This window comes from Klebsiella sp. NPDC088457, assembly GCF_044900465.1.
Lineage (GTDB): Bacteria > Pseudomonadota > Gammaproteobacteria > Enterobacterales > Enterobacteriaceae > Klebsiella.
Genome location: NZ_JBJDNH010000075.1, coordinates 1 through 11,119, shown reverse-complemented (window position 1 = coordinate 11,119; position 11,119 = coordinate 1). Strand labels below are relative to the sequence as shown.

The window sequence follows — 11,119 nt, the reverse complement described above, 5'->3', positions numbered from 1 at the left end:
TCCCATCGACTGGACCAGGGCGTCCACCTTGCGGGTGGAGACGCCATTTATCCACGCTTCCTGGATTACTGCGTTGAGCGCCTTCTCCGACAACCGCCTGGCCTCAAGGAAGGACGGAAAGTACGAGCCTTCGCGCAACTTTGGGATACGCAGGTCGAGCGTGCCGAGGCGGGTGTTGTACTGGCGGTCACGGTAGCCGTTGCGGCAGGTCTCACGCTCGTCACTGCGCTCGTGAGGCCCTGCGTTGATACGCTGGGTGACATCGGCTTCCATGATGCGGTTGAGCATGAACTCGGTGAGCTCACGTAAAAAATCCTCACCACCAAGTTGCGCCAGGGTGTTACTGAATGTCATGCTGTTGTCAGCCATCGGTTGACTCCTTTTAAGATAATCGTCTGATTAACCATTACCTTACCGGATAAGCCGATGGCTCTCACCATCCTGCCGAATTTACACCACGACCTAAGACTCTACCTGATGGCCTGCAAAGCAGCCTGGCGTGCCGGTTTCAGGGTCACAATGGCATGGGATGAGGGGATCATAGTTCGCCCTCCTGTGCCAGGGTACTGATGATGCTGGCAAAGGAATAACCGTCAGTATCGAGACACGCTATCAATGCCAGCGTGTGGGAGATCAACTCCGGGTTAAATTCTTCCATGCTACGAACAACAGAGAACGGCTGGCCACCACGGGTCACAAAGACGACCATCCAGCGCGCACTCAGCTCTCCAGGACTGCAGACTGCCACATCAAAATGCCCGTGGGAGGGGGAAAAACGGATCTGTACCGGAAAGAATCCGCCGAACTCGCATTTGTATTCTCCGTTGACGTCCCAGCTCGCCGGACAGGACAGGTCCCGCATCACGGCATGGGTGAGTTCACGGCGAAAATCTTCGCCGGCGGCGCGGTAGTCTTCCAGCTCTCCGGCGAACATGGTTTTCAGGACGTCGGTGGTGATGATCGTGTGCATATGCTTCTCCTTATTGCCGCCCCACAGGGCGGCGTCTTCGCTATCAGGCAGCGTGTGAGGTGGGTTCGTCAGTGTTCGGTTCAGCTTGTGCATCGTCCGGCTTTGCCGCATCCGGGGACTGCATCCATCCCGGCACCCAGCGGGTACCGGAGAGCCACTCTTCGGCATGGCTGGCGGCGTCGCCCTTCTTCATTTTCTCTGCGTCCGAAGCGGCCCCGGTCAGTCCGGCATCCGTCAGTGCTTCCACAATCTGTTTTTTGTTGAGTAATCCGAGGAAATTCGCGGCTGTCGGTGTCCACCAGTCCCGCATATCGAAACCGATCGCCGTTTCCACGCCATCGAGGGGGCTTCGGGTCGTATGCCCCATAGTCCGGGTCTGCACGCCATACACTGAGCTGGCGGTGCAGTACACCATCAGGGCCATCAGGGTTTCTCCGTCGAGAGTGAAAAATGTAGTGAAGTCTTTTTTCCAGCCCTTCGGTAACAGCGCCTCCAGTCGAGACTTTTCCTGCATCAGCGCCAGCCAGGCTTTTCCGGTTTTACCTGCCGGGGCTTCACTGACGAGGGATGCGTGATGCTCGGTGACTTTCATATCGAAGGGGTGACTGGCTGACATGCCATAGTCAAACACGCAGGAGCAGAGCCGCCAGACCATCAACGCCACCGCTTTTTGTGGCTGCTGCATCAGCGCGGCCTGAACCGCGAGAGTGCGTTCTGAAGACATTTTTTTCAGCAGTGGTTCGCTGATGCTGTCCACGGGGTGCTCAATTTTTTTAGTGATGACGGTGTTTTTTTCCCCGTCAGCCTGATCACCCTCCTCCCGCTCCGGGGCTATCTGGCGGACGCCGCGCTGAATGTTCACTTCCGCGCCCCAGAAGCTGACCACCACACCACATTCTGCTTTCTGTTCCGGTGTCCATTCACGGTTGACGGCCGCGCTCTCCATTTCGTCAATCAGTGCCTGAATGGCATATTCATCATCGTGTGTTTCGGTCGCCGCCTGTGTGGCATAGAGCTCATCGAGACGCTGCTGCTCATCAGCGGTGAAATTTGCCTCGGGGACTGAGAGCAGCTGGAAATGCTTCGTATCATCTCCCCATGTCCGCAGGGGAGCGCTACGGGCCTGTGACCACGCCCAGCCTTCGCTTTGCTGTATTTCGACGGCCAGCGAGGTCAATTTTGTCTGGATCAGGCGCTCAATCAGCACCTTGTCCGCTGTACCCTCCCCCTCTTCCGCACTGAACAGGTCCTCACGTACGATACCGCCCGCAGCTTCGTATGTTTCACGCCCGACATACTCAAAATCAGGACTGCTTACTGAAATTTCCGTGTCCGTAATCGCACTTTTCAGCAGATACGGTGCGGTATGGCCATAGGTGGATTTGACGTTTTCATAGACCTGCAGCTGACGGGTCGGATCATTTTCGAGAGCCAGCGCCTGACACTGCTCAATCGTGATGTCATCCTTTGCCAGTTGAGCCAGTAGCTCCGGTGCCAGCCCGGCGAGTTTGAGCATGCGCTTAACGTGGCGGCCACCGTACCCCAGCTGGACACCGATCTGCTCAGGCGTCATCCCCTGAGCTGAAAGGTCGCGAAAGGCGTAGATTTGCTCTGCCGGATGCATCGAGAGATGTTCGTCATTCTCGATAAAGGAGACCAGCCGCGCCACATCGTCGCTGACGCGCTTAACAGGCACCAGATACTCGCGGTCAATTTCCTTTTCGCTGGCGAGCAGGTTGAGCCCTTCGCGCCGGCGACCTCCCGCCGCTACGCCAGATTTGCCTTCCGGCATCGTATGGACAACCAGATTTTGCAACAATCCCACCGCTTTAATGGATGTGGCCATGCTGCGTACGCTGGCCTCCGGGTAAGGAATAACGCGGACGTTCAGCGGCGATCTGACTAAGCCGGACAGGGGAACATATTCAAGCGGAGCGGCTTCCAGTGCGGCTTTAAGGGTTTCAGCGGCTGCAGCCTGAGCCGCTTTTTTGCTGGTTTTAGCCGGTGTTTTTGCTTTAGACTCGGTGACTGACATAATTGATACCTCTCTGATATTGATGATTGTCTGCCGGACAGCCCACCTGTCCGGCACCTCTTACTGCTTATTGCGTTTTACGTACCCCATAGTCCCGGATATAACGGTTCATCAGGTACTCACCGCCCGGTTCAAAATTCCAGACGCGCCAGACCATGCTGCCATCCTCACGGTGACGGACGACCAGGCGAAAGTGGGTACCCTGATCGTCTTCAATCGCCACATTCTGATACTGCGCGGCCACCTCTGACGCCTGTTCACGGGTGAACGTGCCATCCGGAAGGGATTTCAGAGGGGGCATAACGTTGTGGTTCATGTGCTTCTCCTTTTTCTGCCCCGCCATTAACGGGGCGTATTCATCATGATTCAGAAGGGGGGGGTGTCATCCATCGGCGGATAATCATTCGGGGACGGCTGCGGGGGTTGCTGAGACGGAGCGGCACTCTGAGGCGCTTTTTTACCGCCCTTCGCTTTCGGGGATTTAACAGGCGATCCGGCAGGTTGTGCCGGGGCGGCAGAACTCTGCGGCTGCGGCGCGGCGCTCTCAGGCACACCGGATTCACGACGGCCACCCAGCATTTGCAGGGTGCCGTTCTGCCCGACCAGCACTTCGGTGACATAGCGGGTGGTTCCTGCATCATCCAGCCAGTTACGGGTGCGCAGCTGGCCCTCGATGTAGACCTGTGCGCCTTTACGCAGGTAACCTGACAGTCAGCCAGCCGCTCCGGGTGCAGATATGCCTGCGCCGGGTACAGATGCAGGCGCGCCGGGGTTCCTGCCAGGCGCCGGGCGCTGGCGATCAACAACGCAGCCCGGCCATACGTCAGCGGCTGGCAAAGCTGTTCTGTGAGCGAGAGGATTTCCGCGCCACTGAGAGAGCCGCAGGCGGCGAGCCAGCCGGGTACGGTTTCGGGCGCGACGGGCGCCATATCAACAGCGTCGGGCCAGCCAGCCTGGCGCAGCATCCGGTCGCCGTGGCGCAGAACAAGAGCGTTAAGGGTTTCGTTTTTCATCCCGGGTTTCCTGATTCGGTGAACGGCCCCGCCGTGATGACGGGGCAGGATTGTTAAGCAGCCAGCGGCTGCCTGAGCCAGTCGATATCGGCCTGCGCCGCGGCGACGGTCGGGTACTGTCGGCAGGTCAGCGGCCAGGCTCGTGCATCTTCATCGTTAAGCGCCCGACCGGCGATATCGGTGAGTTTTTCAAGCATATCGACCGGGACACTGACGCGACGGGTGCTCTCCTGAATCCCCGCATACAGCGTCTGAACGGTGCGGAAAGAGATACCGTCTTCGGCATGGTCGCCGGTGCCTGCCTGTCCGATGAGTTCGAGCACAATGTGGGCTTCATCCTCCGTCATATTCTCTACCTGGGCCATCACGTCCTCTTTCGTCCAGACCAGCAGGGCATAGCGTTCTTCGTTGCCAAACATGCGTTTGAGTTTTTTGTTCAGTTCTTTGCGGGTGCCGTACAGCATGGTTATTTCTCCGTGATTCAGTGGGGCGGTTTTACCGCCCGGGTGTCAGTCCTGAAAACTTTCGTCCAGCGTCAGCGCGATGTTGAATGCCTCGTTCATCAGGACGCTGAGACGCCGCAGGCTTATTCCGGCAAGCCGCTCCGGCAGTCCGTCATGCCGCCAGTGATACGTGTCTTCCAGCACTTTCAGGGTGGTTTTCAGGTCGCACAGGTTGTTCGCCAGCCCGGCCATATCACGGCGCAGGGCTTCGTGTCCGGCGTAGTTCATCACGCCGCCTCCGGGAACCATTCATCGTTCGCCGGCGGGGTATTGACGGCACGGTGCATCGCGGCCAGTCGTCCGGCGCCGGCTCTGTGGTACTGCGCCAGCATCTCGAGACCGATATAGCGGCGTCCGGCGCGGTACGCGGCGACGCAGGTCGAACCGCTTCCGGCAAACGGGTCGAGGACAATCGCGCCCGGGGCGCTGAATGACTCAATCAGTGGTTGCAGGGCCTCCACCGGTTTCTGTGTCGGATGCAGGGTATTGCCGGTATACGGGAAGGGCAGCACGTCCGGCAGCGGTTTGAGTGGGGGCACCGGGCGGCCTTTGGCAAGGACGTAAGCCCCTTCATGGCAGTAGTCCACAAATCCGCGTCGGGCCTTAGCGTTGCGGCGGTTGGAGGCATAGGTTTTGGTGAACACAAGCTGGCCCACGGCATAGAACCCCGCCGACTTCCACGCGGCCATAAAGCGGTCCACCCGGTTCCAGCCGTAGAAGCTGATCATCAGGGCGTCCTGTTTGAGGACCCGGTACATCTCCAGGGTGGCGGGTTGCAGCCATTCGTCCGTCACATCCCCGGCAATCTGTCTGCCCCGACGGTCTTTAAAGCCGACGAGGTAAGGCGGATCGGTCACAATAAGGTCCACAGCGCGGTCGGGAAATCCGCGCATCACATCAATACAGTTCCCGAGAATGAATCTGGACATGGCAGCACTCCTGTATTCAGAGGGGGCAGGAGGCATCACCGCGATACCGTTCCCTGCCGCACGCTGCCAGTGTCTCGCGTCCGGTCACGGGTCAGGCCGACTGTGGAATATCGCAGCCGTCAGTCTGTTCGACGGCGAGAATATGCCGCAAAAGCGGCTTGAAGGGCGTTCCTTAGAATGGCGAGGGACTGGCGTAAACTATCAACGACGCCGGGCCGGAGCGGAAAGCCGCCCGTCCCGTACCAGACCGGACGCGAGACACTGGCAGCGTGCGGCAGGACTACTTCCCCCGCGCCAGGCGGCGCGGATAAGAAGCGGAGCCAGGGAAGGCGACGACCTTGGGAAATACCCCGAGAGCCATTGCGTACTCATCGAGAAAGAAAGGCGTATTCGTCCTGTCGGCAGTACCGGACTGAAGCAGGGCGATCAATTGATCTGTCCACAAAGCGTCTGTTTAACTCTGTGGATAACCTGGAGGCAGGTGGCGGAGAAGAGCCGTAAGGCAGGCGTCGCGTCAGCTGTTCTTTTTTTGAACAGAGCAAAAAAATATCAGCGCGGCCGGGGCTGGTCTCCGACCAGGGACAGGCCAATATAAACGCCCGCCCCCCAGATAACCTGCGACAACACGAAGATCCACAGCGGTACGTCAAACACCAGAAGCGGAAGCAGGCACACGGTGACAATGCCAATCAGTCGACTGCCGTATTTTCTGCGTACAGGTTCACTGCTGTCGACCGGGATGCCGGCAAACCGGAGAACATTTCTGAAGCCGGGTGACATAAAGACCTCTTCGGGAATGAAATTCATTTGATATTAGTATATTACAGGATTACGGGGTCAGCGCCGTCCTGGTATGCGTTTTTGTTGTATGACACTTTTTTCGCCATCACAGCAGTGGTTTACCGTGGAGCGGCATAAAGAGGCTTGCAAAAACAAGCAGCCGGTAAAATAATTACTGTATAGATGTGGGTCTTCCCCTGTTGTGGGGGCTGATACAGCATTTCTACTTGCCATTAAACCGGCCTTTCATGTAATCCTATGTAAAATAGTCTGGTTAATTTATTTTACATACGGGTATCAGTGATGAATGAACTCAGTATTGTTAGTGGTAAATTGCAACTGTTGTCGATCATAGGTGACCCGATCGCTCAGGCCAGCGCTCCACTCATGATAAATGCCGCCATCCTTGAAAAACAAATCCCTGACACTTTGATGGTGCCTCTCCATATAAACTCTGTAGGTCTGCAAACCGCTGTAAATGGTCTGAAATGTATTCAGAATTTTCGTGGTGCCATTATAACGATGCCTCACAAACGACATGCGCTTTCATTAATTGATTCAGCCAGTGAATCTGCTATGGCAATCGGGGGATGCAACGTCATCAGGAGGAATGCCCAAGGTCAACTACATGGGGATATGCTTGACGGTGAAGGTTTCGTATCGAGCCTTTTGAAAAGAGGCATCGATGTGGCAGGTAAAAGAGTTTATCTGGCTGGGACAGGCGGTGCTGGCTCAGCTATTGCTTATGCTATGGCCGCCAAACAGGTTGGAGAATTAATTATTTACAACCGTACACCTGACAAGTCAGCTGACTTGATAAGTAAGCTTTTATATCGTTATCCTGGTGTAAATATTTATTCTGGTTCCAGCACCCCAGAACAGGTGGATATCGCGATTAATGCGACATCAGTGGGTATGGGGGAAAACAAAAATATTCCATTCTCTATTGAGAAGCTTGGCAGTAAAACAGTCGTTTGCGATATTGTCATCTTCCCGGACAAAACCCCTCTTCTTTGCCTGGCTGAACAGCATGGACTCCCTATTCATACGGGGAGAGCTATGCTTGCTGCTCAGATTGAGCTAATGCTTGATTTTATGCTTCATCAGGTCGACTAACTGACAGTTATGACTAAAAAAATGCCCGTACATGTTGGACGGGCACATAACTCATTCTATCTGGTGTTTATATGATGGACGAGAAAACCCTCTATGCCCATATCCTCAACCTGTCCGCACCGTGGCAGGTACAATCCCTTTCTCTTGATGAAAAATCCGGTTCAGTGACAGTGATTGTCGGCATTGCCGAGCACACACAACTGACCTGTCCAACCTGCGGTCAATCCTGCTCCATACATGATCACCGGCGTCGTAGGTGGCGTCACCTCGACACCTGTCAGTTCACCACGCGGGTTGAGGCTGATGTACCCCGCGTTGACTGCCCCGAGGACGGTTGTCAGACACTACCGGTTCCCTGGGCAGGAGTAGGCAGCCGCTACACTTTGCTGTTCGAAGCCTTTGTTCTCTCATGGCTGAAAGTCAGCACCGTGGATGCTGTCAGAAAACAGCTTAAACTCAGTTGGAATGCCGTGGACGGCATAATGATGCGCGCTGTTAAACGGGGTCTTGCCCGGATAAAACAACCTTTATCGGCACGTCACCTCTGCGTGGATGAAGTCGGCTTCAAAAAAGGACACCAGTACGTCACTGTTATCTCTGACAGGCAGGGGCGTGCTTTGCAACTGACAGATGATCGCGGTGTAGAAAGTCTTGCCAGTTATCTGCGTAGCCTGAGAGATCATCAGCTTGATGAGATAAAAACGCTGTCGATGGACATGAACATGGCCTATATCAGCGCCGCCCGCATCCATCTCCCCAACGCTGTAGATAAAATCGCCTTCGATCACTTCCATGTGGCAAAAATGCTGTGCGCCGTCGTTGATAAAACCCGCCAGGCAGAGATGAAACAAATCCCGTCGTCTGACAGGAAAAGCGCCCACCGTTCACGCTATCTGTGGTTTTACAGCAAACAAAACCGCTTCGGACGCCGGGCAGAGAGGCTAGAAGTTGCTCGCCTAGCGTTACCTCAAACCAGACAGTGCTGGGTAATGAAAGAGCTTGCACGCGATCTGTGGCACCGCCGCTATGACGACCATAGCCGTAAGCTGTGGCAGGAATGGATGGTGAGGGCCAAAGACACCGGCATACCGCTCATGGTCAGTGTTGCCCGCATGGTAGCAAAGCGTCTTTACGGCATCCTGAATGCAATGAAAAACCGGGTATCGAACGGCAATGCGGAGTCGCTGAACAGTAAAATACGGCTGCTGAGGATCAAATCACGGGGCTTCAGGAATAAAGAACGGTTCAAGCTGGGCGTTATGTTCCACTTCGGAAAACTGAATATGGCATTCTGAGTCTCCCACTATGATCGGGGAAGACCCATAGATGTACAGTAAAAGGAATAAAACGGTGAAATTCACACCTGCAGCACTCAACCCCGGAATACTCACGATTCCGATTTTCACTGAACGATGCGCGGCAGGTTTTCCCTCCCCTGCAGCCGATTACACCGAATCAGAACTGGACCTCAACGAGTACTGCATTCGCCGGCGCCACTCGACCTATTTCGTCAGGGCCATAGGAAACTCTATGACGGACATCGGTCTTTACTCCGGCGATCTGATGGTCGTCGATAAAGCGGAAAAACCCCAGCATGGCGATATCGTTATTGCCGAGATTGAGGGGGAATTTACCGTCAAACGACTTCTGCTGACCCCCCGCCCTGCCCTGCAGGCGATGAACCCGGCTTATCCTAACCTGTACCCGGACCCGGAGACGCTGCAGATATTTGGCGTGGTGACCGCGTTTATTCATAAAACACGGGGCACGGACTGATGTACGCCCTGGCCGACGTGAATTCGTTCTATGCCAGCTGCGAGAAGGTGTTTCGCCCTGATTTGCGAGGGAAACCAGTGGTTTGCCTTAGCAATAACGATGGCTGTGTAATCGCCCGAAGCGCAGAAGCCAAACGCCGACTGGGCATCAAGATGGGCCCCCCGTGGTTCCAGCTGAAGGACACACAGTTCCCTGAGAAGCTGCACGTGTTCTCCAGCAATTATGAGCTTTATGCGAGCCTCAGTAACCGCGTGGTTGCACTGTTGGAAGAGTTATCTCCCCGCGTTGAGCAGTACTCCATCGACGAATGCTTCCTGGACGTCAGCGGTATCAGCCACTGTATGGGCCTGGAAGACTTCGGCGCGCAGCTGCGTGAGCACGTTCGTAATGGCACCGGCCTGACGATCGGAGTCGGTATCGGCGCCACAAAAACGCTGGCGAAGTCGGCGCAGTGGGCATCAAAAGAGTGGCCGCAATTCCGCGGCGTGCTGGCGCTGATTCCGGCCAATCCGCGGCGAACGGCAAAGCTGCTATCTCTGCAGCCGGTTGAAGAAATATGGGGTGTAGGAAACCGGATAGCGAAGAAACTGCAGGTGATGGGCTCACCACGGCGCTGCAGCTGTCCTTGACTAACCCGACGTTCATCCGGAAAAACTTTAACGTGGTACTCGAGCGAACGGTTCGGGAACTGAACGGAGAGAGCTGCATTTCGCTGGAGGAAGCACCGCCGCCCAAACAGCAGATCGTCTGCAGTCGCAGCTTCGGGCAGCGGATCACCACCTATGATGAGCTCCGCCAGGCCATATGCCAGTATGCTGAGCGGGCAGCTGAAAAACTGCGCGGTGAGCGCCTGTACTGCCGGCACATTTCCGCATTCATAAAAACCTCGCCGTTCGCCGTCAAAGAACCGTACTACGGAAATATCTCAACGGAAAAACTGAGTACGCCAACGCGCGACACCCGGGACATTATCGCTGCTGCGGTTAACGCGCTGGACAGGATCTGGGTACCAGGCCATCGCTACGCAAAAGCCGGAGTCATGCTGAACGATTTCAGTCCAAACGGGGTCTCTCAGCTGAACCTGTTCGATGAGATACAGCCACGGCCGCACAGTGATGAACTGATGAAAGTCCTCAATGGCATTAATCACTCAGGTCTTGGTAAGATCTGGTTTGCCGGCAGAGGTATTGCTCCTGAGTGGCAGATGAAGCGGGAGATGTTGTCGCCGGCATATACAACCCGCTGGAAAGAGTTACCGGTCGCCAGGTTTTAAACCGGAGTGGCTTAGACCGGGTCTGGCTTGCATGGCCACCAGGATGGGTACAAGCACCAGTGCTCTCGCCTATTAGATGGTTCGCAGATATTGTGTCTGTCATACTACCGTCAGCCTTTACCAAGGTCCGTAGCGATGAAACATTGAACGTAACCGGTCAGATAATCCAGCGGCCAGCCAGACATGAGGGATATACGCCCCAGCATCTAAATTCTGCCACTAGTTCTCTGCAGTAACCACCGCAGAAGCTCAGTTCACGATTCAGGCTTGAGTAAACACAATTGCCATCTACCGTTCGCGGTTGTAATCACAGTCGGCGACACGCAACTCGCCAAGAAAATTGTTCGTCTCCTGTCTAGCAATCTCTTTTTCACTCACTAGAGGCCTGCAGATGCGGAGTGTCCCCATATCCTTAGTTCAATTCACGGCGCATTTAAGCCCGAGTCTGTAGAGTATAGAGCGCGGCATTCTGCTCAAGTGGGACCACGGTCCCAGCTGGCTGACCGGCGGAGAATGCATGGACTAAGTGGGACCACGGTCCCAGCTGGCTGATCGGCGGAGAATGCATGGACTAAATGGAACCACGGTCCCAGCTGGCTGACCGGCGGAGAATGCATGGACTAAGTGGGACCACGGTCCCAGCTGGCTGACCGGCGGAGAATGCATGGACTAAGTGGGACCACGGTCCCAGCTGGCTGACCGGCGGAGAATGCATGGACTAAGT

11 protein-coding genes and 4 pseudogenes are annotated in these 11,119 nt (G+C 55.6%); 4 read left to right on the top strand and 11 right to left on the bottom strand.

The window, feature by feature from the left end; genetic code table 11:
* The 11 genes and pseudogenes from ACI2JR_RS26895 to ACI2JR_RS26845 form a co-directional block, all read right to left on the bottom strand.
* The coding region (locus ACI2JR_RS26895) for a transposase (RefSeq protein ID WP_462479938.1) at positions 1-369 on the bottom strand (369 nt) is incomplete at its 3' end.
* Positions 370-476: 107 nt separating this feature from the next.
* Positions 477-542, bottom strand: a pseudogene (locus tag ACI2JR_RS26890) (plasmid SOS inhibition protein A); the annotation flags it as partial.
* On the bottom strand, positions 539-970 hold the full coding sequence (psiB, locus tag ACI2JR_RS26885; protein ID WP_462479937.1) for a conjugation system SOS inhibitor PsiB: 432 nt from the start codon (positions 968-970) through the stop codon (positions 539-541). The gene psiB and the pseudogene ACI2JR_RS26890, both read right to left, overlap by 4 nt.
* A 43-nt stretch (positions 971-1,013) precedes the next feature.
* Positions 1,014-3,005, bottom strand: a complete 1,992-nt coding sequence (locus tag ACI2JR_RS26880; RefSeq protein ID WP_462479936.1) for a ParB/RepB/Spo0J family partition protein — start codon at positions 3,003-3,005, stop codon at positions 1,014-1,016.
* Between the two features lie 67 nt (positions 3,006-3,072).
* Positions 3,073-3,321 carry a DUF905 domain-containing protein gene (locus tag ACI2JR_RS26875; RefSeq protein ID WP_462479935.1) on the bottom strand — a complete coding sequence of 83 codons (249 nt, stop codon included), beginning with the start codon at positions 3,319-3,321 and terminating at the stop codon, positions 3,073-3,075.
* 50 nt (positions 3,322-3,371) lie between these two features.
* Positions 3,372-3,707: pseudogene (gene ssb, locus ACI2JR_RS26870) on the bottom strand (single-stranded DNA-binding protein); the annotation flags it as partial.
* Positions 3,707-4,018 (bottom strand): annotated as a pseudogene (locus tag ACI2JR_RS26865) (hypothetical protein); the annotation flags it as partial. The pseudogenes ACI2JR_RS26865 and ssb, both read right to left, overlap by 1 nt.
* 53 nt (positions 4,019-4,071) lie before the next feature.
* Entirely contained in the window at positions 4,072-4,482 is a 411-nt protein-coding gene (locus ACI2JR_RS26860) for a DUF1380 family protein (RefSeq protein WP_462479934.1), read from the bottom strand.
* Positions 4,483-4,527: 45 nt separating this feature from the next.
* Positions 4,528-4,749 carry a hypothetical protein gene (locus tag ACI2JR_RS26855; RefSeq protein ID WP_462479933.1) on the bottom strand — a complete coding sequence of 74 codons (222 nt, stop codon included), beginning with the start codon at positions 4,747-4,749 and terminating at the stop codon, positions 4,528-4,530.
* Positions 4,749-5,450, bottom strand: coding sequence for a DNA methylase (locus ACI2JR_RS26850; RefSeq protein WP_462479932.1), 702 nt, complete (start codon positions 5,448-5,450; stop codon positions 4,749-4,751). Before ACI2JR_RS26850 ends, ACI2JR_RS26855 begins: the two co-directional genes overlap by 1 nt.
* A 549-nt stretch (positions 5,451-5,999) precedes the next feature.
* On the bottom strand, positions 6,000-6,230 hold the full coding sequence (locus ACI2JR_RS26845; protein ID WP_462479940.1) for a hypothetical protein: 231 nt from the start codon (positions 6,228-6,230) through the stop codon (positions 6,000-6,002).
* 303 nt (positions 6,231-6,533) lie between these two features.
* On the opposite strand from ACI2JR_RS26845, the gene ACI2JR_RS26840 reads away from it, so the two are divergent.
* The 4 genes and pseudogenes from ACI2JR_RS26840 to ACI2JR_RS26825 all read left to right on the top strand — a co-directional run bounded on the left by ACI2JR_RS26840 (position 6,534) and on the right by ACI2JR_RS26825 (position 10,395).
* The gene (locus ACI2JR_RS26840; RefSeq protein ID WP_462479931.1) at positions 6,534-7,346 is read left to right on the top strand and encodes a shikimate dehydrogenase family protein; all 813 of its coding nucleotides are present in this window, start codon (positions 6,534-6,536) and stop codon (positions 7,344-7,346) included.
* Positions 7,347-7,420: 74 nt separating this feature from the next.
* The gene (locus tag ACI2JR_RS26835) at positions 7,421-8,641 is read left to right on the top strand and encodes an ISL3 family transposase (RefSeq protein WP_462479939.1); all 1,221 of its coding nucleotides are present in this window, start codon (positions 7,421-7,423) and stop codon (positions 8,639-8,641) included.
* A gap of 31 nt (positions 8,642-8,672) precedes the next feature.
* Positions 8,673-9,122: a translesion error-prone DNA polymerase V autoproteolytic subunit gene (umuD, locus tag ACI2JR_RS26830; RefSeq protein WP_462479930.1), complete on the top strand. Its 450-nt coding sequence runs from the start codon at positions 8,673-8,675 to the stop codon at positions 9,120-9,122.
* A pseudogene (locus ACI2JR_RS26825) lies at positions 9,122-10,395 on the top strand (Y-family DNA polymerase). The gene umuD and the pseudogene ACI2JR_RS26825 overlap by 1 nt, the downstream one beginning before the upstream one ends.
* Positions 10,396-11,119 lie beyond the last annotated feature (724 nt).

What these genes read in the sequence shown, in the direction of transcription:
- psiB (WP_462479937.1), bottom strand. Translation starts at nt 970, where the DNA reads ATGCACACGATCATCACCACCGACGTCCTGAAAACCATGTTCGCCGGA.
- ACI2JR_RS26880 (WP_462479936.1), bottom strand. Translation starts at nt 3,005, where the DNA reads ATGTCAGTCACCGAGTCTAAAGCAAAAACACCGGCTAAAACCAGCAAA.
- ACI2JR_RS26875 (WP_462479935.1), bottom strand. Translation starts at nt 3,321, where the DNA reads ATGAACCACAACGTTATGCCCCCTCTGAAATCCCTTCCGGATGGCACG.
- ACI2JR_RS26860 (WP_462479934.1), bottom strand. Translation starts at nt 4,482, where the DNA reads ATGCTGTACGGCACCCGCAAAGAACTGAACAAAAAACTCAAACGCATG.
- ACI2JR_RS26855 (WP_462479933.1), bottom strand. Translation starts at nt 4,749, where the DNA reads ATGAACTACGCCGGACACGAAGCCCTGCGCCGTGATATGGCCGGGCTG.
- ACI2JR_RS26850 (WP_462479932.1), bottom strand. Translation starts at nt 5,450, where the DNA reads ATGTCCAGATTCATTCTCGGGAACTGTATTGATGTGATGCGCGGATTT.
- ACI2JR_RS26845 (WP_462479940.1), bottom strand. Translation starts at nt 6,230, where the DNA reads ATGTCACCCGGCTTCAGAAATGTTCTCCGGTTTGCCGGCATCCCGGTC.
- ACI2JR_RS26840 (WP_462479931.1), top strand. Translation starts at nt 6,534, where the DNA reads ATGAATGAACTCAGTATTGTTAGTGGTAAATTGCAACTGTTGTCGATC.
- ACI2JR_RS26835 (WP_462479939.1), top strand. Translation starts at nt 7,421, where the DNA reads ATGGACGAGAAAACCCTCTATGCCCATATCCTCAACCTGTCCGCACCG.
- umuD (WP_462479930.1), top strand. Translation starts at nt 8,673, where the DNA reads ATGTACAGTAAAAGGAATAAAACGGTGAAATTCACACCTGCAGCACTC.